14 protein-coding genes and 1 riboswitch are annotated in these 21,657 nt (G+C 71.9%); of the genes, 9 read left to right on the top strand and 5 right to left on the bottom strand.

All coding sequences use genetic code 11. The annotated features are described in order from the left end of the window. Window positions 1-22: 22 nt before the first annotated feature. From ABD286_RS03875 to hrpA, 7 genes are all read left to right on the top strand, one after another. Window positions 23-1,261 carry a hypothetical protein gene (locus ABD286_RS03875; protein ID WP_344190450.1) on the top strand — a complete coding sequence of 413 codons (1,239 nt, stop codon included), beginning with the start codon at window positions 23-25 and terminating at the stop codon, window positions 1,259-1,261. Window positions 1,262-1,336: 75 nt separating this feature from the next. Continuing rightward, window positions 1,337-2,794 (top strand): FAD-linked oxidase C-terminal domain-containing protein, encoded by a 1,458-nt coding sequence (locus ABD286_RS03870; RefSeq protein ID WP_344190448.1) that lies wholly within the window; start codon window positions 1,337-1,339, stop codon window positions 2,792-2,794. Continuing rightward, window positions 2,794-4,047 carry an FAD-binding oxidoreductase gene (locus ABD286_RS03865; protein ID WP_344190446.1) on the top strand — a complete coding sequence of 418 codons (1,254 nt, stop codon included), beginning with the start codon at window positions 2,794-2,796 and terminating at the stop codon, window positions 4,045-4,047. The genes ABD286_RS03870 and ABD286_RS03865 overlap by 1 nt, the downstream gene beginning before the upstream one ends. Next, window positions 4,047-5,435 carry a (Fe-S)-binding protein gene (locus ABD286_RS03860; RefSeq protein ID WP_344190444.1) on the top strand — a complete coding sequence of 463 codons (1,389 nt, stop codon included), beginning with the start codon at window positions 4,047-4,049 and terminating at the stop codon, window positions 5,433-5,435. Before ABD286_RS03865 ends, ABD286_RS03860 begins: the two co-directional genes overlap by 1 nt. Before the next feature lie 60 nt (window positions 5,436-5,495). Beyond that, on the top strand, window positions 5,496-7,244 hold the full coding sequence (locus ABD286_RS03855; protein WP_344190442.1) for an L-lactate permease: 1,749 nt from the start codon (window positions 5,496-5,498) through the stop codon (window positions 7,242-7,244). A 153-nt stretch (window positions 7,245-7,397) separates the two neighbouring features. Next, a riboswitch (SAM riboswitch) is annotated at window positions 7,398-7,510 on the top strand. 110 nt (window positions 7,511-7,620) lie between these two features. Further along, window positions 7,621-8,940, top strand: a complete 1,320-nt coding sequence (locus tag ABD286_RS03850) for a bifunctional o-acetylhomoserine/o-acetylserine sulfhydrylase (RefSeq protein ID WP_344190440.1) — start codon at window positions 7,621-7,623, stop codon at window positions 8,938-8,940. Between the two features lie 197 nt (window positions 8,941-9,137). Next, window positions 9,138-13,085: an ATP-dependent RNA helicase HrpA gene (hrpA, locus tag ABD286_RS03845; RefSeq protein WP_425565311.1), complete on the top strand. Its 3,948-nt coding sequence runs from the start codon at window positions 9,138-9,140 to the stop codon at window positions 13,083-13,085. Window positions 13,086-13,220: 135 nt separating this feature from the next. Here hrpA and ABD286_RS03840 read toward each other — a convergent pair whose 3' ends face one another. Together ABD286_RS03840 and ABD286_RS03835 are read right to left on the bottom strand one after the other, a co-directional pair. Beyond that, window positions 13,221-14,771, bottom strand: coding sequence for an MFS transporter (locus ABD286_RS03840; RefSeq protein WP_344190438.1), 1,551 nt, complete (start codon window positions 14,769-14,771; stop codon window positions 13,221-13,223). Between the two features lie 61 nt (window positions 14,772-14,832). Further along, window positions 14,833-15,462 carry a TetR-like C-terminal domain-containing protein gene (locus ABD286_RS03835; protein ID WP_344190436.1) on the bottom strand — a complete coding sequence of 210 codons (630 nt, stop codon included), beginning with the start codon at window positions 15,460-15,462 and terminating at the stop codon, window positions 14,833-14,835. Window positions 15,463-15,720: 258 nt separating this feature from the next. Between ABD286_RS03835 and ABD286_RS03830 the strand changes: the two genes are divergently transcribed. After that, a complete protein-coding gene (locus ABD286_RS03830) occupies window positions 15,721-16,644 on the top strand; it encodes a PAC2 family protein (RefSeq protein ID WP_344190434.1) in 924 nt (307 codons plus the stop codon). 101 nt (window positions 16,645-16,745) lie between these two features. Here ABD286_RS03830 and ABD286_RS03825 read toward each other — a convergent pair whose 3' ends face one another. Together ABD286_RS03825 and ABD286_RS03820 are read right to left on the bottom strand one after the other, a co-directional pair. Further along, complete coding sequence (locus tag ABD286_RS03825) at window positions 16,746-17,543, bottom strand: DUF1206 domain-containing protein (protein ID WP_344190432.1); 798 nt, start codon at window positions 17,541-17,543, stop codon at window positions 16,746-16,748. Between the two features lie 68 nt (window positions 17,544-17,611). Further along, on the bottom strand, window positions 17,612-19,369 hold the full coding sequence (locus tag ABD286_RS03820; protein ID WP_344190429.1) for a DNA polymerase: 1,758 nt from the start codon (window positions 19,367-19,369) through the stop codon (window positions 17,612-17,614). A 180-nt stretch (window positions 19,370-19,549) separates the two neighbouring features. On the opposite strand from ABD286_RS03820, the gene ABD286_RS03815 reads away from it, so the two are divergent. Next, window positions 19,550-21,076, top strand: a complete 1,527-nt coding sequence (locus ABD286_RS03815) for a S8 family serine peptidase (protein WP_344190427.1) — start codon at window positions 19,550-19,552, stop codon at window positions 21,074-21,076. Between the two features lie 134 nt (window positions 21,077-21,210). On the opposite strand, the gene ABD286_RS03810 is transcribed toward ABD286_RS03815, so the two are convergent. Beyond that, window positions 21,211-21,645 carry a SufE family protein gene (locus tag ABD286_RS03810; protein ID WP_344193248.1) on the bottom strand — a complete coding sequence of 145 codons (435 nt, stop codon included), beginning with the start codon at window positions 21,643-21,645 and terminating at the stop codon, window positions 21,211-21,213. Between the last annotated feature and the right edge of the window lie 12 nt (window positions 21,646-21,657).

Below are 21,657 nucleotides of genomic sequence, written 5' to 3'. Positions count from 1 at the left end.
GCCGTCTCGTGAGCGCCGTCTCGTGAGCGACCTCGGGGGAGGCGTCGTGCTGGCGCCGATCAGCGGCGACCCCGGGGAGGTGCGGCGGGTCGCGGCGGGGCTCGGCGCCGAGGCGGACCTCCTCGCCTCCCTGGCGCGCACCGTCCGCGGGCTCGCCGACCCGTCGATCACGGTGTGGGCGAGCCCGTCGGGGCAGGCGTTAGCGCAGCGCGCAGGAGCCGTGCCTCAAGTCGTCGAGCGGGTGTCCCGCCGGTACGGCGTGGCCGCCGCCGCACTGCGCACGCTCGCCGAGGCCCTCCAGGAGGCGCAGGCCCAGGTGGCCTGGGCCCAGCGGGTGCACGAGCAGTCGTGGGGACCCTTCCTGGCGGCCGGGGAGCAGATGGGGATCGCCGAGGGCAGCGCCGACCCCGCGCAGCGAGCCCTCGCCGGTCGGCACCGCGCCGAGATGGTGGCCCACGGTGAGCGCGTCCAGCTGGCGGTGCGCAGGCACGCAGACGCCAGGGACGCGTTCGGCGTCGCCGATCGGGCCTGCGCGGCAGTGCTGCGCGGACTGCTCGACGACGGGCTCGCGGACAGCCGCGCGTACGACGTCCTGACGGGGACGGGCCGCGTCGCGGGCGAGGTGTCGGAGGCGGCGGGCTACGCGTCCCTGGTCCCGGCCCTGCGACCGCTGGGGGTGGTGTCAGGGGTGGCCGGAGGGGTCGGCGTCACGGCCGACGCCGTCGTGCTGGCGGCCTACGGCGACGGCGACGTCGTGAGCCTGGCCCTGGCGGCCGGCTCGGCGGCCACGGGCGGGCTGGGCTCGGTCCTCAAGGCCGGTGGGCGGGCGACGAACGCGCCTGCAGTGGCTGCGGCCACCTCCCGGTCCGCCCGCCGGGAGCTGCGGCTGACGGCGCGTGACCGGATCGCGACCGGAGTGCTGGGCAGCCGCGCCACGGCCGCGAAGCAGGTCCGGATCGTCGCCCTCCCGGCGAAGACGCCGGCGCCGCGGTGGACTCCGCCACCCCGGTCGGCGACGGCCCTGCGCCCGTGGGTGCGCGAGCAGACCGAGGTCCGCGCGGTCCAGTGGGCCCGAGCCCGGTGGGTCGATGACCTCGCCGTGGTCCTCGGCGCGAAGGGCGCCTCCGCACGCTGGTACGGCGCGGGGCTGGTCGCCGATGGCACGGCCGCCGGGCTGGACCAGACCGGGCGGGTGCGCGGGAGGCAGCTCGACGCGCGCGAGGAGGCCGACCTGCGCCAGAGTGGGGACCGGCACCGTTGACCTGTCCCGTATGCCGGAAATAGGCTCCGTGGTGCAGAAGCCGTTTTCCGCTATGTGGAATCGTGAGGCACCCCCATGGACACCGATGTCCTTGCTCGACGGCTGCGCGCCCTCGTGGGCGAGCACGCCGTCATCACCGACCGCCAGCAGCTGCGCACCTACGAGTGCGACGGGCTGACCCACTACAAGGTCGTCCCCGCCCTGGTGGTGCTGGCCGAGACCACCGTCCACGTGGCTGCCGCCGTCACCGAGTGCGCGCGTGAGGGCATCCCCTTCGTCGCCCGCGGCTCCGGCACCGGTCTGTCCGGTGGGGCCCTGCCGCACGCCGACGGGGTGCTCATCGTCCTCAGCCGGATGCGCCAGATCCTCGAGGTCGACCGCGCCAACCAGCGGGCGGTCGTCGAGCCCGGGGTGATCAACCTCCAGCTGAGCGACACCACCCGCTCCGAGGGCTACTACTACGCGCCGGACCCGTCCAGCCAGCAGGTCTGCTCGATCGGCGGCAACGTCGCGGAGAACTCCGGGGGAGCGCACTGCCTGAAGTACGGCTTCACCACCAACCACGTCACGGGGCTCGAGTTCGTCACCCCCCGGGGCGACGTCGTCGTCCTCGGCGGGAAGGCCCCCGACCCGACCGGCTACGACCTGCTCGGGGCGGTCGTCGGCTCCGAGGGAACTCTCGGCGTCGCCACCCAGGTCACCGTGCGGCTCACCCGCACCCCGGAGGACGTCAGCACCCTCCTCGCGGCGTTCGCGTCGACCGACCAGGCCGGGGCTGCCGTGTCGGCCATCATCGGCGCCGGGGTCATCCCGGCGGCGATCGAGATGATGGACGCACTCGCGATCGAGGCCGCGGAGGAAGCCGTCCACTGCGACTACCCCGCGGGCGCCGGCGCCGTCCTCATCGTCGAGATCGACGGCCCGGCCGCTGATGTCCAGCACGTCTTCGCCGAGGTCGAGCGGCACTGCCGGGAGGCCGACGCCTTCGAGATCCGCATCGCCGCCGACGACGCGGAGCGCGCGCTGTTCTGGAAGGGCCGCAAGTCCGCGTTCGCCGCCGTGGGCCGGATCAGCCCCGACTACATCGTCCAGGACGGCGTCATCCCACGGACCGCCCTGCCCGAGGTGCTGCGCCAGATCGCAGCGCTGTCAACAGATTCCGGCGTGCGCGTCGCCAACGTCTTCCACGCCGGCGACGGCAACCTGCACCCGCTCGTGCTGTTCGACGAGTCCAGGCCGGGCGAGGGGGAACGGGCCGAGGAGGTGTCCGGCGCCATCCTCGACCTGTGCATCGAGCACGGCGGCTCCATCACCGGCGAGCACGGGGTCGGCAGTGACAAGGCGAAGTTCATGCCGCGCATGTTCACCGACGACGACCTCGACACCATGCAGCTCGTGCGGTGCGCGTTCGACCCCGACTCGATCTCGAACCCCGGCAAGATCTTCCCGACGCCGCGCCTGTGCGGCGAACGCCCCGGCCGCCACCAGGGTGTCCACCCGCTCGCCGAGTCCGGCGTGGCGGAGGTGTTCTGATGGCCGCCGCACCCGAGGCGCTGCTGCGCGCCTGCGACGGGTACCTCACCGAGGCATCGGACGACGACGCCGTCCTCGGTATGGCGCCGCGCTGGGTCGCGTCGCCCGGCACCACCGCGCAGGTGTCGGCCGTCATGGCCGCGGCCACTGCCGACGGGCTGGCTGTCGTCCCTCGCGGCACCGGGAGCAAGCTGGGCTGGGGCAACCCCCCGCGCCGGCTCGACGTCGTCCTCGACACCACCCGCCTCGACACGCTCGTCGAGCACGCGGCCGGCGACCTCATCCTCGTCACCGGCGCCGGTCGCCGGCTGACCGCGTTGCAGGACGATGTCGCCGGCTCCGGCCAGCGCCTCGGCATCGACCCGACCCGCAGCGGCACCATCGGTGGCACCGTCGCCACCGGCACGAGCGGGCCGATGCGGTTGCGGCACGGGGCAGTTCGCGACCTCGTGATCGGCATGACGCTGGTCCGGGCTGACGGCGTCGTCGCCAAGAGCGGTGGCAAGGTCGTCAAGAACGTCGCGGGCTACGACCTCGCGAAGCTGCTCACGGGGTCCTTCGGCACCCTCGGCGTCATCACCGAGGTCGCGTTCCGCCTGCACCCGGTGCCCCCCGCCCGACGCTGGGTGACCCTCGCGGTCGACGGACCGGAGCAGGCCCAGGCCGCCGTGCAGGAGCTCGCCCACAGCCAGCAGGCGCCGGTCGCCGTCGAGGTGGACTGGGCCGAGGGCCGCGGCGAGGTGAGTGCCCTGCTCGAGGGGCACGCGGACGCCACGGAGGACTGCGCCGAGACCGTGGCGCGAGGTCTGGGGGACGGTGCCCGCGTCGACGACCACGCCCCCGACTGGTGGGGGACCGACCTCGGCGCTGCCGACCTCCATGCTGACGGCGCCGGACGCACCCTCGTCCGCACCACCCACGAGATCGCCGGGACCGGCCCGCTGCTCGGGTCGATCACGTCGCTGTCCGAGGCCCCCGGGGTCAGCGCCGCCTACCGCGGCTCGCCCGCCGTCGGTGTCGGCTGCGCCCTGCTCGTGGGTGAGGTCGATGCCGTCGTCGCGGCGACCGAGGGGCTGCGCGCCGCAGCCGCGGCGGTCGGTGGCGCGGCCGTGGTCCTCGAGGCGCCGGACGACGTCCGGGCCCGGGTCGACGTGTGGGGACCAGCCACGGCCCTCGACCTCATGCGCTCGGTCAAGGCGCGCTTCGACCCCGAAGGCACCCTCGCCCCCGGCCGCTTCGTAGGAGGCATCTGATGACCAGCACCGCACGCCCCGCCGGTGGCGGCGGCCCCGTCGACCCGCAGGCCCACGGGGCGTTCGACGCCCACCGTCCACCGTCCGCAGAGCTGCTCGCCGACTGCGTGCACTGTGGGTTCTGCCTGCCGAGCTGTCCCACCTACGTCCTGTGGGGGGAGGAGATGGACTCGCCGCGGGGCCGCATCCACCTCATGTCGCAGGTGCGCGAGGGTGAGCCGCTGACCCAAGAGGTGGCGGGGCACTTCGACGCCTGCCTCGGCTGCATGGGGTGCGTGACCGCCTGCCCTTCGGGCGTCCAGTACGACGAGCTCATCACCGCCACCCGTGCCCAGGTCGAGCGGAACACCAGCCGGCCGCCGGCTCAGCGCCTCCTGCGGTCGGCCATCTTCGCCTTCTTCCCCTACCCGCGTCGCCTGCGTGCCCTGCGGGGACCCTTGCGGCTGCACCAGCGCTCCGGCCTGTCCCGGCTGCTGCGCAAGAGCGGTGTGCTGCAACGGATCTCACCGCACCTGGCTGCGATGGAGTCGTTGGCGCCGCCGCTGGGTGCCGCCGAGCCCGTCCCCGAGGTCACGCGGGCCGCCGGGCCCAGGCGCGGCACCGTCGGCCTGCTGCTCGGGTGCGTGCAGCGTGAGTTCTTCCCCGGGGTCAACGCCGCCACCGCGCGGGTGCTGGCGGCCGAGGGTTTCGACGTGCTGGCCCCCGCGAGCCAGGGCTGCTGCGGCGCCCTCTCCGCGCACAACGGGCGCGAGCCCGAGGCGGCCCGCTTCGCCAGGCGCCTCATCGACACCTTCGAGTCAGCGGGGGTCGAGCACGTCGTGGTCAACTCGGCGGGGTGCGGCTCCTCCATGAAGGAGTATGCCGCGCTGCTGGCCGACGACCCCGCCTACGCCGCCCGCGCGGAGGCGTTCGAGGAGAAGGTGCGCGACGTCAGCGAGTTCCTCGCCGAGGTCGAGCCCGTCGCCACACGGCACCCGCTCGAGGTGAGCGTGGCCTACCACGACGCCTGCCACCTCGGCCACGCCCAGGGGATCCGCAGCCAGCCCCGTCAGCTGCTCGGCGCCATACCGGGGCTGGAGGTGCGGGAGGTCCCGGACGGGTCGCTGTGCTGCGGCAGCGCGGGGATCTACAACCTGCTCAACCCCGGCACGGCGCGCGAGCTCGGTGACCTCAAGGCGGCGAACGTGCAGCGCACCGGCGCCCAGCTCCTCGTCACCGCCAACCCCGGCTGCCTCATGCAGATCCACTCCTCCCTCGAGCGGGCCGGCACCCCCATGCCGCTGGCCCACACCATCGAGGTCCTCGACGCGTCCCTGCGGGGACGGCAGCCGTCCGACCTCGGGGTCCCCGGCGCCACGCGCAGCACCGGGGGGTCGCCGACGCCCTAGACGCACGAACTCCCGAATCCCGATGTCGCACAACGACATGTCTCACAACGAGGTGACCACGTGTACAGACCGGAACTCGATGCCGTCGCCGGCTCACTGACCATCACCGCCCTCGTGGCGATGCTGCCCCTGCTGACCCTGTTCGTCCTGCTCGGCGTGCTGCGCCTGGCCGCGTGGAAGGCCGCCCTGATCTCGCTGGCGGTCTCGCTCGTCGTGGCCCTGGCTGCCTACTCCATGCCGGTCGGACCGGCCCTGTCCGCGGGGGTGGAGGGCGCTGCGTTCGGCTTCTTCCCGATCCTGTGGATCGTCATCAACGCGATCTGGGTCTACAACATGACCGTCGAGACGGGGCACTTCGACGTGCTGCGGCGCTCGTTCGCCAAGGTGAGCGACGACCAGCGGATCCAGGCCGTGATCATCGCATTCTGCTTCGGTGCGCTGCTCGAGGCGCTGGCCGGGTTCGGCACCCCCGTCGCCATCACCAGCGTCATGCTCATCGCGCTGGGCTTCCGGCCGATGAAGGCTGCCGTCGTGGCCCTGGTCGCCAACACGGCGCCGGTTGCGTTCGGGGCGCTGGCCGTGCCGATCACCACGCTGGCCACCGTCAGCGGTGAGTCGGAGAAGGTGCTGTCGCAGATCGTCGGGCGCCAGACACCGCTGCTCGGGGTGTTCGTGCCGATGGCCCTGGTCTACATCGTCGACAAGGGCAAGGGCGTCCGCGCCACCCTGCCGGCGACCCTCACGTGCGGCATCGCCTTCGCCGTGGCGCAGTTTGCGACGAGCAACTACCTCTCGACCCAGCTGACCGACATCGTCGCCGCCCTCGTGGGTGCGCTCTCGGTCGTGATCCTGCTGCGCGTGTGGCAGCCGTCGGACACCTACGTCGAGACCGAGACCGACAAGGACGAGCTCGTCGGTGCCCGCAGCAGTGCGTCGTCCTCCGGTGGGTCCTCCCGCTCCACCGGCTCGGCGTCCACGCGCCGCGGTGAGTCCCGTCGGCACGACGAGCCCGTGCCCTCGACGACGGTCAACGACCTTGCGGCCCGCGACGCCGGGAAGGTCGACAGCACCGGCGAGGTGGTCAAGGCCTACGCGCCCTACCTCATCATCATCGCGCTGTTCATCGTCGCCCAGCTGCCCGGCATCAAGGGAGCGCTGGACGCCCCCACACGGTCGTTCGCGTGGCCCGGCCTCGACGGCCTCCAGACGGCTGCGGGCAAGGAGTCGACGCTGCCGACGTTTAAGCTCAACTGGCTCAGTGCCGCCGGCACCCTGATGCTCATCGCCGGACTGTTCACGATCCCGGCGATCGGCATCTCGCCGGCCAAGGCGCTCAAGGCCTACGGCGCGACGTACAGGCAGCTCGCGTCGGCGATCCTCACGGTGATGGCGGTCCTCGGCCTCGCCTACGTCATGAACGCCTCGGGTCAGACCGCGACGCTCGGCTCGTGGATGGCCGGTGCGGGAGCGGCGTTCGCGATCCTCTCGCCGATCCTCGGCTGGCTGGGGGTCGCGGTGACCGGGTCCGACACCTCGTCGAACTCCCTCTTCGGTGCCCTCCAGGTCTCGGCGGCCAAGGACGTCGGACTCAGCCCTGCGCTGATGGCCGCGGCGAACTCCTCCGGTGGTGTCCTCGGCAAGATGATCTCGCCGCAGAACCTCGCCATCGCCGCCGCCGCGGTCGGTCTGTCCGGCCGCGAGGGCGACCTGTTCCGCAAGGTCGTCGGGTGGAGCCTGGGCTTCCTCGCGTTCATGTGCGTCATCGTGTTCCTCCAGTCCACCTCGGTGCTCGGCTGGATGCTGCCCTGACCGGCGGTGGCCGCAGCCTGACCGCGGCCTGACCGCGGCCTGACCGTTGTCCGACGGCGGCAGGACCGGCGCGCTCCGGGAGGAGCGGACCGGGTCCGCGATGAGAGACGGGTATGCCGCGTCGGCGACGACGCGGCATACCCTTGTCCCGTAGGTCATGAGTGCCAGTGCCAAGCCCCGGCTCGCTGGCCGGCAACCCTCCTCCGCGGTGGGGTGCCCCGGGTGAGGACCAGGCGCACGGCACCTGTCGTGCGCAAGCGCGGGAGACCCACCACGTGTCCCGCACCGTCTCCGGCGGTGGCGACCTGCAGCACCCACCCTCGGTGACGGACCACATCGACGCCGCCTGCGGCACCCGAGAGTGAAGGTCACTGACATGAGCAACGCCAACTGGTCGTTCGAGACCCGCCAGGTCCACGTGGGGCAGGAGCCCGACTCGGCCACCGGGGCCCGCGCCCTGCCGATCTACCAGACGACGTCCTACGTCTTCAAGGACACCGAGCACGCGGCAAACCTGTTCGCGCTCAAGGAGTTCGGCAACATCTACACCCGCATCATGAACCCCACGCAGGATGCTGTGGAGCAGCGCGTCGCGTCCCTCGAGGGCGGTGTCGGCGCCCTGCTGGTCGCCTCCGGCCAGGCGGCCGAGACCCTCGCCATCCTCAACATCGCGGAGGCCGGAGACCACGTCGTCGCCAGCCCGTCGCTCTACGGCGGCACGTACAACCTGCTCAAGCACACGCTGCCGAAGTTCGGCATCCAGGTGAGCTTCGTCGCCGACCCCAACGACATCGAGTCGTGGAAGGCCGCCGTCCAGCCCAACACCAAGCTGTTCTTCGGCGAGACCATCGCCAACCCCAAGTCCGAGGTGCTCGACATCGAGGCCGTCGCCGCGGCCGCCCACGAGGCAGGGGTGCCGCTCGTCGTCGACAACACCATCGCGACGCCGTACCTCATCCGCCCGCTGGAGTGGGGCGCGGACATCGTCGTGCACTCGGCGACGAAGTACCTGGGCGGCCACGGCACGTCGATCGCCGGCGTGATCGTCGACGGTGGCACGTTCGACTACGCCGCCGACCCGGAGAAGTTCCCCAACTACAACACCCCAGAGGAGAGCTACCACGGGCTCGTCTTCGCCCGCGACCTCGGCGTCGGCAGCCCGCTCGGGGCCAACCTCGCCTTCATCCTCAAGGCGCGCGTGCAGCTGCTGCGCGACCTCGGCCCGTCGGTGGCGCCGTTCAACGCGTTCCTCATCGCCCAGGGCATCGAGACCCTCAGCCTCCGCATCGACCGGCACCTCGAGAACACCCACAAGGTGGCCGAGTTCCTCCAGGGGCACGAGCAGGTCGAGAAGGTCGTCTGGGCCTCGCTGCCGGACCACGAGTCCTACGAGAAGGCGAAGAAGTACACGCCGCGGGGCGCTGGTGCGGTGCTGGCGTTCGAGATCGCCGGCGGGGTCGAGGCCGGGCGCCGGTTCGTCGAGGCGCTGGAGCTGCACAGCCACGTCGCCAACATCGGTGACGTGCGGTCGCTGGCGATCCACCCGGCGTCCACGACCCACTCGCAGGGCCCGGACAGCGACCGCCTCGCCGCCGGGGTGACCCCCGGCCTGGTGCGCCTCGCCGTCGGCATCGAGCACATCGACGACATCGTCGCCGACCTCGAGCAGGGGTTCATCGCCGCCAAGGGCGCCTGACCGGAGCGCAGACCCCGGGTGCAGCAACCTCTGCCAGCAGGGGTTGCTGCACCCGGGGCAGGGAGCAACCTGGGTGCGGGGCAGCAACGTCTGCTGGGTGGCGGCCACCCGACCTCAGGCGAAGGCCGCGGAAGCGACGCCGCGAGGGGCAGGGACAGCACGGTGTGGGCTCGCGCGGCCTCCGTATGCTGGCCTGCATGCCCTCCGCCGACGCCACCGAGCCCGGTGCTGCCCGGACGGCGGACGCAGTGAGCGAGGGCGCCCCCCGTGGCGCACGCAGCCGTCGCGGTCGACGCCCCGCTCGGGCGAACCGTGGCGCGGACACGGCGGACATGACGCGGGGGAGCAGGAGACCACGGCCGGTACGGGTGCCGCCACCGGTCCCGGAGCTGACCTACCCCGAGAACCTCCCGGTCGTCGCACGCAAGGACGACATCGCCGCTGCCATCCGCGACCACCAGGTCGTCATCGTGGCGGGGGAGACGGGCTCGGGGAAGACGACCCAGCTCCCCAAGATCTGCCTCGAGGTCGGTCGTGGGCAGGCCGGTCTGGTAGGCCACACCCAGCCGCGGCGGATCGCGGCCAGGTCGGTGGCCGAGCGCATCGCCGACGAGCTCGAGGTCGAGCTCGGCACGGCCATCGGCTACCAGGTGCGGTTCACCGACCAGAGCAGCGACAGCACCCTGGTCAAGGTCATGACCGACGGCATCCTGCTCAACGAGATGCAGCGCGACAAGCTGCTGCGCAAGTACGACACGATCATCATCGACGAGGCCCACGAGCGCAGCCTCAACATCGACTTCATCCTCGGCTACCTCAAGCAGCTCCTGCCTCGTCGCCCCGACCTCAAGGTCGTCATCACCTCGGCGACCATCGACCCGCAGCGGTTCGCGGAGCACTTCGCCTCCGCTGACGGGACGCCCGCCCCGATCATCGAGGTCTCCGGTCGCACCTACCCCGTCGAGCTGCGCTACCGACCGCTTGTCGACCCCGACCGGCCCGACGACAGCGAGCGCGACCAGGTCACCGGTGTCTGCGAGGCCGTCGAGGAGCTGTGGACCGAGAACCGCGAGGGCGACATCCTCGTGTTCCTGTCCGGGGAGCGCGAGATCCGCGACACCGCCGACGCCCTGACGTCGATGAAGCTCCCGCAGACCGAGGTCCTCCCGCTCTACGCGCGGCTCTCGGCGGCCGAGCAGCACCGCGTGTTCGGCCGAGCGTCCGGACGACGGATCGTGTTGGCCACCAACGTCGCCGAGACGTCGCTGACGGTCCCCGGCATCCGGTATGTCGTCGACGCCGGCACGGCGCGCATCTCCCGCTACAGCCAGCGCACCAAGGTCCAGCGCCTCCCGATCGAGCCCGTCTCGCAGGCCAGCGCCAACCAGCGTGCCGGCCGGTGCGGGCGCGTGGCGGACGGCATCTGCATCCGGCTGTACTCGGAGGAGGACTACGACAGCCGTCCCGAGTTCACCGAGCCGGAGATCCAGCGCACCAGCCTCGCCTCGGTCATCCTCCAGATGACCTCGCTCGGGCTCGGCGACGTCGGGCGCTTCCCGTTCGTCGACGCCCCCGACCCGCGTCAGGTCGCCGACGGCGTCCGCCTGCTCGAGGAGCTCCAGGCCTTCGACCCCGAGGGTGAGGGGCGACGAAGTCGGCAGCTGACGCCATACGGGCGGTCGCTGGCCCGGCTCCCCGTGGACCCGCGGCTCGGGCGGATGCTCATCGAGGCCGGCAGGCTCGGCTGCACCCGTGAGGTGCTCGTCATCGTCGCCGCCCTGTCCATGCAGGACCCCCGCGAGCGTCCCGCCGACAAGCAGACGCAGGCCGACCAGTCGCACGCGCGCTTCAAGGACGAGCACTCCGACTTCATGTCGCTGCTCAACCTGTGGGCCTACCTCAAGGACCAGCAGAAGGCGTTGAGCCACAGCGCTTTCCGACGCATGTGCCGGAACGAGTTCCTGCACTACCTGCGTGTGCGCGAGTGGCAGGACCTGCACAGCCAGCTGCGCAAGGCCTGCCAGGACGTCGGCATCGACCCGAAGCAGGCGACCTCGGCGCCGGATGAGGACCCGAACGCCGACACCATCCACCAGGCGCTGCTGGCCGGGCTGCTCTCCCACGTCGGTCTGCGCGACGAGGCGAAGCGTGACTACCTCGGCGCCCGTGGTGCACGATTCGGCATCTCGCCGGGGTCGACGCTGTTCCGGCGGCAGCCCACGTTCGTCATGTCGGCCGAGCTCGTCGAGACCACCCGCCTGTGGGCGCGGACCAACGCCCGCATCGACCCCGTGTGGGCCGAGCGGCTCGCGCCGCACCTGGTCAAGCGCAGCTACTCCGAGCCCCGGTGGTCCCGCAAGCAGGGCGCGGCACAGGCGACCGAGCGCGTCACGCTCTACGGCGTGCCGCTGGTCGCGGCACGCACCGTCAGCTACGCCCGCATCAACCCCGAGGAGTCGCGCGAGCTGTTCATCCGGCACGCCCTCGTCGAGGGCGACTGGGAGACGCACCACGCCTTCTTCCGGGCGAACCAGGCTCTGCTGCAACGACTCTCGGAGCTCGAGGAGCGGGCCAGACGCCGCGACATCGTCGTGGACGACGAGGACCTCATCACGTTCTACGAGCAGCGGGTGCCCGCCGAGGTCGTCTCCCAGCGCCACTTCGACCGCTGGTGGAAGGATGCGCGCAAGCAGACGCCCGACCTGCTGACGTTCACCGAGGAATTCCTCACCCGTGACTCGGCCGATGGCGTCTCCGCCCAGGACTACCCGAGGACCTGGCGCCAGGGCGGGCTCGAGTTCCCGGTGACCTACCAGTTCGAGCCGGGTACCGCCGCCGACGGCGTCACCGTCCACCTGCCCGTCCAGGTCCTCAACCAGGTCGAGGACGAGGGCTTCGACTGGCAGGTCCCGGGACTGCGCGCCGACCTGGCCACCGCGCTGATCCGGGCCCTGCCGAAGGCCACCCGTCGTCACTTCGTCCCCGCGCCCGACCACGCCGCGGCCGCCCTGGCCGACGTGCAGCCAGGAGGGGGCCGTCGCCTGGACGAGGAGCTGGCCCGCGTCCTGCACGCACGGACCGGTGTGCGCATCCCCGCCGAGGACTGGGGGGCCGAGCGCGTCGCAGACCACCTGCGGATCACCTTCAGCGTCGAGGACGACCGGGGGAAGGTGCTGGGCAGTGGCAAGGACCTGCGGGCGCTCCAGGACGAGCTCGCCGGCCAGGTCCAGCGCCGGATGTCGCGTGCTGGAGCCTCGGTCGAGCGAAAAGGCCTGCAGCGGTGGGACTTCGGCGAGCTGCCGCAGACGTTCGAGACGCGCTCGGGAGGCCAGGTCGTCCAGGGCTACCCGGCGCTGGTCGACCGTGGCGAGTCCGTCGACCTCCAGGTGCTGGCGGGGGAGCGTGAGGCCCGGGCCGCCACGGCCCTCGGTGTGCGACGGCTGCTCCTGCTCAACACGACCGCCCCGTGGAAGCGGGTGCTCGCCCGGCTCTCCAACACCCAGAAGCTCACCCTCGGCGACAACCCGCACGGCTCGGTGCCTGCTCTCCTGGAGGACTGCCTCGCGTGCGCCGTCGACGCCCTCGTCGCCGAACGGGCAGGCGCCGCGTCAGGGGTGCGCAGTCCGGAGGCGTTCGAGGAGGTGCTGGCGAGCGTGCGGACCCACGTCGCCACCCGTGTCCTGCTCGTCGTCGACGAGGTGGAGCCGGTGCTCGGGGCGGCCCGCGAGGTGCGCGCAGCCCTGGACCGCCTCACGGCTCCCACCACCGCGGCCCTCGTCGCAGACGTCCGTGCCCAGCTCGACAGCCTCGTCTATGCAGGCTTCGTCGCAGACACGGGACTGGCACACCTGCCGCACCTGCGCCGCTACCTGCGCGCCATGGCGCAACGCCTCGAGAAGGCCCCATCCTCGCCTGCTGCCCTGGCCCGCGACGCCGCGAGCCAGGAGGTGGTGGACCGGATGGAGATCGCGTATGCCGACCTGCTGGACTCCCTGCCGCCCGTGGACCGCCGCTCGGAGCCCGTCCGCGCGGTGGGGTGGATGGTGGAGGAGCTGCGGGTGAGCCTGTTCGCGAACGGCATCGGCACGGCACACCCCGTCTCGGAGAAGCGGATCCGCGCCGCCATCAAGGCCCTCGACGCCTGAACGATCCGGGTTCGGGACCACCCGACGCGGTCACCACCTGCTCCTCAACGAGCTTGGGGGCGCCGGCGTGACTCGTGGTCACTCCGGCGCCCCCGAACCGTGGAGACGGTGCCCCCTCGGGGGCTGGTGGTGCGGTCAGGCGAGGTGGACGTTCTCGTGGCCCTCGGTCGAGAGCTTCTCGTGCTTGACGTTGAGGAACGCGAAGGTGATGGCGGCACCGACGAGGATCATGGCGGCACCCACGAGGTAGGCCTTGCCCGAACCGTAGGTCTGCGCCTGGAGTCCGATGAAGGCCTTGGCCTGGGCGAGCTGCTCCGGCGTCATGCCACCGGCGGTGGCCTTGGTCTGCAGCTCCGCGCCGAGCACGGCGGCCCGGTCGGTGAGGGCGCTGGCGAAGACGGTGCTCAGGGTCGCCAGGCCCAGGGAGCCACCGACCTGCTGCATCGTGTTGAGGACGGCGGACGCGACGCCCGAGTCCTCCTGCGCGACACCGGCCACGGCGGTGAGGGTCATGGGCACGAAGACCAGACCCATGCCGAACGCCATCACGATGATGAACGGCAGCAGGTGTCCGGCGTACGAGCTGTCGACCTCGAGGCGGGAGAACCCGAACATGGCACCCGACGCGAGCAGCGCACCGGTGCCGGCGATCCAGCGGGGGTCGACCCGGGTCATGAGGGCCGAGGCGACCTGGGCCGCGATGACGATGCCGAACGAGAACGGCAGGAACGCGAAGCCGGCCTTGAGCGGGGAGTACCCGAGCACCTGCTGGATGTAGAGGCCGAGGAAGTAGAACATCGAGAACATCGCGGCGCCGACGACGAGCATGACGACGAACGACGTGCCACGGGTGCGGTCCTGCAGGATGCGCATCGGCAGCAGCGGGTGCTCGGAGCGGATCTCGATGACCAGGAAGAGTGCGAGCAGCAGGACGCCGGCGACCAGGGTGCCGATGGTGACACCGTCGGTCCACGAGGTGGAGGCGGCGTGCGTCAGGCCGTAGACGAGGGAGACCAGGCCGGCCGTGCCCGTGATGCCACCGGGGACGTCGAGGCTGCCGCGACCGCGCTCGGACTCACGCAGGACGCGCGGGGCGAGGAAGAGGACGAGCAGGCCGATCGGCACGTTGATGAAGAAGGTCCAGCGCCAGGACGCCTCGGTGAGAGCGCCACCGAGGATGAGGCCGATGGCGGCACCCGCACCGGACATCGCGGCATACACGCCCATGGCGCGGTTGCGCGCCGGGCCTGCGGGGAAGGTCGTGGTGATCAGGGCCAGGGCGGTGGGTGAGGCGAGGGCCGCACCGACACCCTGGAGCGCCCGCGCGCCGAGGAGGATGCCCTCGGTCTGGGCGATGCCGCCGAGGAGGGAGGCGAACGCGAAGACGACGACACCGGTCATGAAGACCTTGCGTCGGCCGAAAAGGTCACCGAGGCGACCGCCGAGCAGCAGCAGGCCACCGAAGGCCAGGGTGTAGGCGTTGACGACCCACGAGAGGTTGCCCGGGGTGAACCCCAGGTCGGTCTGCAGGTGGGGGAGGGCGATGTTCACGATGGTGCCGTCGAGCACGACCATGAGCTGGGCCGCACTGATGACCGTCAGCGCGAGACCGAGGCGCTGCGGGGCCTTGGACGGCTCCGCACCCTCGGGCGTCGAGGTGTGCTCGACCGCAGAGGTGGATGACATGGGAGTCCTAGGTGGTGAGGTGGGCCCGCCGCCGTGTGCGGGTTCCGGTGTGGATGGAGGGTCAGGCGCGGTGCAGCGTCGCTGCGCAGGCTGGGAGGACGACGCTGTCCACCAGGAGGACGAGGCGGTCCTGCGAGGGGTGGGAACCCGTCAGCATCGCCTCGTGGATGGAGATCGCCGGCAGCAGTCGTGCCAACGTGTCGAGGTCGGCGTCGTCGCCGATCTCACCGCGCTGCTGGGCAGCACGGAAGGGTCGGACCGCGGCAGCCATCTTCGGCGCGATGAGGCGCGTGACGATGGCGTCGTGGAGCTCGGGGTCGCGCTGCATGGAGTTCATCAGCGAGCCGAACACCTTGATCGGGCGGTCGTCGGACAACCCGCCCTTGGCGCAGGCCTGGGCGATGAGGTCACCGCGGAGGCTGCCCGTGTCGGGGTGCCGGTCCGCCTCGACGCCCAGCATGAGCTGCATGGCGTCGAGGACGAGGTCGACCTTGGCCGGCCAGCGGCGGTACAGCGTCGCCTTCGACGCCTTGGCCGCTGTCGCGACCGCGTCGAAGCTCAGCTTGTCGTAGCCGTGCTCGACGAGGGCCTCGAGCGTCGCCTCGAGGATCTCGCGCTCGCGTTCGCCCTCGACCCGGGGCCGGGTGCGGACCGGCTCCTCGGTGCTGGGGGTCGCGCTGGTCGTGCTCACTGCTGCTATCCTCCGATGGTACGAAACTGTTTCGTTTCATCTGAACAGTAGGCCGTGGCGGTCCATTCCCGCAATCTGTTTCCGTGTGATGGTCGGTCTGTTCCGGCACCGTGATGCGTGTCCTGGACTGTCCTGGACTGTCCTGGACGGGCCGCGCGGAATCCCCTGCCATCCTGAGGTGTTGGCACTGACGTACCACCGACCACGGAGGTACGCACCGCAGGCGCACCACCCGAGAACCCCACCGCTGGAGTCATCGTGCAGAACCCATCCGAGCTCTACCACTTCGAGACCGACACCGACCCGCAGGAGCTGCGTGCCACCGTCATGGTCGTCGCGCTCGGCGGCTTCATGGACGCCGGCCACACCCAGCGGCTGCTGACCGACCACCTCCTCGCCACCTCCGAGTCGACGGTCGTGGCCGCCTTCGACACCGACCAGCTGATCGACTACCGCAGCCGTCGGCCCACGATGGTGTTCGACACCAACCGGTGGCTCAGCTACGAGGACCCCTGCCTCGCTCTGCACCGGCTGGCCGACCGCGACGGCACGCCGTACCTGCTGCTCACCGGGCCCGAGCCGGACTTCCAGTGGGAGCGCGTCACGGAGGCGGTCCGCCAGCTCGTCGTGCTGCTCGGCGTCGACCTCGTCGTCACCGCGCACGGCATCCCCATGGCCGTCCCGCACACCCGGCCGATCGGCCTGACGTCGCACGCGACCGACCCGCGCCTCGTCCCGCCGCAGGACAACCCCTTCGGTCGTATCGAGGTGCCGGGCAGCCTCTCGTCGCTGCTCGAGCTGCGGCTCGGCGAGTCCGGTCACGACGCGATCGGGTTCGCGGTCCACGTGCCGCACTACCTCGCCCAGGCGGAGTTCGCCGACGGTGCCGTGACCGCCCTCAACGCGATCACCGGTGCCACAGGCCTGTCCCTGCCCACCGACGACCTCATGGCGCAGGCCGGTCTCAACCGGGCGGAGATCGCCCGCGAGGTCGAGGGGTCCGAAGAGGTCACCCAGGTGATCGAGGCCCTCGAGCGCCAGTACGACACCTTCAGCGAAGGCCGCCAGAAGCCGAGTCTGCTCGCCACCGACGTGAGCGAGCTGCCGTCGGCCGACGAGATCGGTGCGGAGTTCGAGCAGTTCCTGCGCGACGTCTCGGACGACGGTCCGTCCCAGGACTGACCCGCGCTGCGACGCACCGCGCACGAGGCCCCCGGCGACTGCCGGGGGCCTCGTTCTCTGCGGGGGGTCGTGGGTCCGCCGTGGCGGACGGGTTTGGCGCGTCAGACCTTGGCGTACCGGGCGCGAGCGAAGCTGTAGACGCCGAAGGCTGCGAACCCGAGAGCCATGACGACGAGCAGTGTGGTCCCGAAGGACTCGTCCCGCAGCGACTTGAGCGCGCCGTCGAGGCCACTGGCCTCCTTGGCCTTCTTGTGGAACCCGGCGGCGGCGAAGAGGAACCCGACGATGACCAGGGCGACACCCTTGGCGATGTAGCCGACCTGTCCGGCCCGGGTCGCCCAGGTGCCGGGGTGTCCGGCGAGGTCCTCGAGGAACTTCTTCGTGGCGCCCTTGTAGACGTGGTAGATGCCGACGCCGATGACGGCGAGGCCGATGATGATGATCAGGACCCGGCCACCGGGCTTCTCCAGGAGGCTGGCGGTGAAGTCGACGCTCTGCTTGCGGCTGTTGCTCTCCTTGCCGCGCGCGAACCCCAGGGCCGACCAGGCGAGGACGAGGTAGAGGACGGCCTTGCCGCCGGCCTTGGCACGACCGCCCCAGGCGTCGGCGTCGTCGCCCGGGTGCCCGACGATCGCATCGGCCACCTGCCAGATCGCCAACCCGAAGAACCCCAGCACGCTGATCCACAGGGCCAGCTGGCCCGCGCCGTTGCCCGCCAGCGACGACAGGGCGCCGCTCTGGTCGGCGCGACCGGTCTTGCCGAGCGCGACCTGCAGCGCGATCCAGCCGATGAGGAGGTGGAGCAGCCCGCTGGTCGCGTAGCCCACCCGGGCCGCGGTCTCCAGCGCCGGGTGGTCGGACGCCTCGGAAGCCGCTCGCTTGACGTCGTGTTCATCCATGGGGGACACCTAACCACCAATGGGGGCGCCCCACGGGGACACCACCGGATTGTCCCGCTCGTCCTTCCCTACTCCTTGGCCTCGGACCAGCGGCGGATGACGGAGGCGTCGGCGACGAACCGCACCTGCGTCGACCCCGTCCACCGGCGGGCGCTGTCGTCGAGGGCCGCGACGACCCGCGCCCTGGCCTCTTCGGCGTGTTGCTCCGGCACGTGGACGAGTAGCTCGTCGTGCAGGCAGAGCACGATCTGGGCGCCGAGGTCGCGGGTCGTGGCACGCACGGTGGCCGCCCACGCCTTGAAGAGCTCCGCCGCGCTGCCCTGGATGACCGCGTTGCGGGCGAACCGGCCCCTCGCGGCGTCGTGGGCGGCAGCTCCCTCGACCGGGACGTCGGACAGCACCTGGTCGAGGCGGATGAGGCGTCCCCCGTAGGTGCGCAGCGGCTCGCGCCGCACCCCCGCGGCATACGCGCCGTCGAGGTAGCCCATCGCCACGGGGTAGGCGCGCTCGAGGCCCTTGAGGGCCTCACCGGCGGCGCCGCTGCGCTGGCCGTACATCGCGGCGAGGACGGCGATCTTGGCGACCGGCCGGTCCACGCCGAGCGTCGCGGCGACCGGCGCGTAGAGGTCGTCGGCCCGGGTCGCCGCGGCGAACGACGCGTCGCCGGCCACGACGGCCAGGACGCGCGGTTCGATCTGGCCGAGGTCGGCCCGGACGAAGACGTGGCCGGGGTGCGCCGCGACCGCAGGACGCAGCGCGGCGGGCAGGTTGTGCAGGCCGTTCTGCGCGGTCATCCGCCCCGCTGCGCCGTCGCACGCGGTCCACCCGCCCCGGAGCCGGTCGTCGGGGCCGACGTGGGTGTCGAGCCAGGTGTGGCCGTACGTCGTCGCGATCCGCTCGGCCTTGCGCCATTCCAGCAGCGCGCCGACGACGGAGTGCGTCTCCCGGAACGGCTCGAGCACCCACTTGCGGGTGTTGGGCACCACCACCCCCACCGAGGCCAGCAGCTCACGCACCTGCACGGGGTTGCGCAGGTCCGTGGACTCGCGACCGGGGGTGTGGGCCAGCACGGCGGCGTCGCGCCCGGCCCGGATCCTGCGGGCGTCGGCCTCGTCGGTGGGGCGTGCCCCGGCACTGGCCTCGATGAGCTCGCGAGCCACCTCCCGGTCGATGGGCAGGCCGTCGCGGGTGAGCTCCACGCAGAGGTATGCCGCGGCCGACTCGGAGTGGGCGGCGGCGACGCTGCGGGGGCCGAGCCGGTCGAGGGCCGCGGCCTGCGCGGTGGCGCAGTCCAGGGCGGCCCTGCCCCAGGCCACGAGGGCCTCGTCGGTGGGCCGCCACTGCGGCGAGCCCGCGTCGGGCACGAGGTAGCCGTCCGGCCGGACGACGACGTCGACCGGGTCGTCATCGGTCGCGTGGAAGTCGAAGAGGTCTCCTCGCGACGCCGGCGGGAGGCCGCCCCGGTCCAGGCCGTGGGCCGCGGCCCAGGCGACCTGGGGAGACGCGTCCCACCCGCCGAGGAGCAGTCGGTGGGCCTCGGCGACGTCCCAGCACCGGGCCACGGGCACGCGGGCGGCGACCAGGGGTGCTGCGTCGATCCCCGCAGCCCACCACGTGAACCGTGCCGCTCCCGCCTCGACGAGCTCGGCCACCCTGCGGACCGCCTCACCCAGTGGCAGCACCACGGCGGCGTCCACCGCGGGGTGCACGCCTGCGTCCACGGATCCCCCCGGACCGGCCGGCGGGCGGACTGCCGCGCCGTCCGCCGGGACGATGGCCGCCCGGGCGTCGGGGGAGGTCACGAACGCGACGAGGGGAGCAGCCATGGCGGTCGTCATCCTGTCAGGCCCCACCGACGGTCCGGCACGAGCACCGAGCGGCAGGGAGGTCCGGTGAACGATTGAAACGCTTCCAAAGCCCCATGTGTCGGACCTTTCGGGCACAGTGCCACAGTGCCCCGATCCGCAGGGCGCTTGCACGACACCCCCACACCAGGAGGATTCCCGATGTCCGTACGGACTCACCGACCCCACCGGTACGCCGGCGCGGCGTTCGCCGCCTCGGCCGCGCTGCTCGCCAGCGCGATGCTCGCGTCAGGGAGCGCCAGCGCGGCGACGACCGCCGAGGACGCCTCGACCCCGGTGCCCGTCGTCACCACCGACGGCAAGCTCATGAGCTACGTCGTGAACGCCAAGGTCGCCAACCCCGGCCAGACCGCGCTCGTCGAGAAGGCCGTCAAGGCCTCCGGCGGCGTCGTGGTCCAGTCGTGGCCGCAGATCGGCGTCGTCATCGCCCACTCCGACCGCGGCGCGTTCCGCACCGACGTCGTGAAGAACGGCGCCAACGCCGTCAAGTCCGTCGGCGCGAGCCGCACCGCTGCCGTGACCGAGGGCACCCCCACCGACCTCAGCGCCTCCTGGGGCAAGGGTGCGTCGGGGTACAAGCAGGGCCACGCCAAGCCGGCGAACGGCGACCTCTCCGGTGCCACCGAGAACACCACGGCTCCGGTCGCGGACCCGCGTGAGGGTGAGCAGTGGGACATGACCGCGATCAAGGCCGACCAGGCGCACCGGATCACCGACGGTGACCGCTCGGTCGTGGTCGGCGTGCTCGACAGCGGCATCGACCCCGACCACCCGGACCTGCAGGCCAACATCGACGTCGCCGACTCGGTCAGCTGCGTCGACGCCGGCCGCCCGGACACCACCCCCGGCGCCTGGGCCCCCACCACCTCCGACCACGGCACGCACGTCGCCGGCACGATCGGCGCCGCCCGCAACGGTGTCGGCATCGTCGGTGTCGCCCCCGGCGCCCGGATGGCCTCGGTCAAGGTCGTCAACGACGACGGCTTCATCTACCCCGAGTACGCCATCTGCGGCTTCGTCTGGGCCGGCCAGCACAAGATGGACGTCACCAACAACAGCTACTACATCGACCCGATGATGTACTGGTGCGGTGACCAGCCCGACCAGGCTGCGGTCCTCGAGGCCGTCGGCCGCGCGGTCGCCTGGTCGACCAAGCAGGGCGTCGTCCACGCCGCTGCCTCAGGCAACGCCGCCACCGACCTGTCGAACAACACCACCGACACGTCGAGCCCCAACGACACGACGCCGATCGCCCGCACCATCGACGAGGGCTGCCTCGACATCCCGGCCGAGCTGCCCGGCGTCGTGACGGTCTCGGCGACGACCAGGACGGGTCAGCTCGCATCGTTCAGCAACCGCGGGCTCGGCGTCATCGACGTCGCCGCCCCCGGCCGCACGATCCTGTCCACCGTCGTCGCCAACAACGGCTACGGCACCAAGAGCGGCACCTCGATGGCCTCCCCGCACGTCGCCGGTGTCCTCGCGCTGATGAAGTCGGCGCACCCGGACTGGACGCCCGCCCAGATGGTCGCCAAGCTGCGCGCCCAGGCCGTCGACCACGCCTGCGCCCCGGCCGAGAACAACGGTGGACCGGCGTGCGTCGGCCCCGAGGCCGACAACAGCTACTACGGCGAGGGCATCGTCGACGCCCTCGCCGCGGTGCGCTGACCGACCTCCGCGTCGGCACCACCCACCCGCAGCACCCGCACACCGCGAAGCCGCGGTCCCCGAGAGGGGGCCGCGGCTTCGCCGTGCACCACGCGCCATACGCAGTGGTGTGCCGGTGGTGACGGAAAGCGTTGCTAGGACTGCGACTTCAGCGCAACCTGGCGCTTGATCCGGCTGAGCATGCCCACCATCCCGCGCAACCTCAGCGGGGAGACCGCCTCACCGAGGGAGAACTGGTACGGCGCCACCTCCGGCACCGCGAGCACCTCCGCGACGCTGAGGCCGTCGAGGCCCTCGTGCAGGATCCCTGCGAAGCCGCGCGTCGTCGGCGCCTCCTGGGGGGCCGAGAAGAACAGGTGCACCGGCCGTTCACCCGGGGTGTCGCGGGGCTCGTCCCCGACCTCGACGGCGAGGAAGATCGGCGACTGGCACTCGTGCACCTGCTCCATGGAGTCCAGCGACCCGGCATACCGCTCGGGCAGCTCGGGCAAACCCTCGCTGAACTCGAGCAGCAGCTGGAGCCGTTCCGGAGCGGTGAGCTCGGCGAAGTCGTCGGCGATCTCGCGCATCGCCGACGGCAG

This window comes from Pedococcus aerophilus (genome assembly GCF_039532215.1).
In the GTDB taxonomy this organism is placed as follows: Bacteria; Actinomycetota; Actinomycetes; order Actinomycetales; family Dermatophilaceae; genus Pedococcus; species Pedococcus aerophilus.
Note: the sequence above shows the minus strand (reverse complement) of the source record. Positions and strands in the feature narration are given on the sequence as shown.

Excerpts from the sequence above, each read along its gene's own strand:
- ABD286_RS03870 (WP_344190448.1), top strand. The coding sequence starts at position 1,337 with ATGGACACCGATGTCCTTGCTCGACGGCTGCGCGCCCTCGTGGGCGAG.
- ABD286_RS03865 (WP_344190446.1), top strand. The coding sequence starts at position 2,794 with ATGGCCGCCGCACCCGAGGCGCTGCTGCGCGCCTGCGACGGGTACCTC.
- ABD286_RS03860 (WP_344190444.1), top strand. The coding sequence starts at position 4,047 with ATGACCAGCACCGCACGCCCCGCCGGTGGCGGCGGCCCCGTCGACCCG.
- ABD286_RS03850 (WP_344190440.1), top strand. The coding sequence starts at position 7,621 with ATGAGCAACGCCAACTGGTCGTTCGAGACCCGCCAGGTCCACGTGGGG.
- hrpA (WP_425565311.1), top strand. The coding sequence starts at position 9,138 with ATGCCCTCCGCCGACGCCACCGAGCCCGGTGCTGCCCGGACGGCGGAC.
- ABD286_RS03840 (WP_344190438.1), bottom strand. The coding sequence starts at position 14,771 with ATGTCATCCACCTCTGCGGTCGAGCACACCTCGACGCCCGAGGGTGCG.
- ABD286_RS03825 (WP_344190432.1), bottom strand. The coding sequence starts at position 17,543 with ATGGATGAACACGACGTCAAGCGAGCGGCTTCCGAGGCGTCCGACCAC.
- ABD286_RS03820 (WP_344190429.1), bottom strand. The coding sequence starts at position 19,369 with ATGGCTGCTCCCCTCGTCGCGTTCGTGACCTCCCCCGACGCCCGGGCG.
- ABD286_RS03815 (WP_344190427.1), top strand. The coding sequence starts at position 19,550 with ATGTCCGTACGGACTCACCGACCCCACCGGTACGCCGGCGCGGCGTTC.
- ABD286_RS03810 (WP_344193248.1), bottom strand. The coding sequence starts at position 21,645 with ATGCGCGAGATCGCCGACGACTTCGCCGAGCTCACCGCTCCGGAACGG.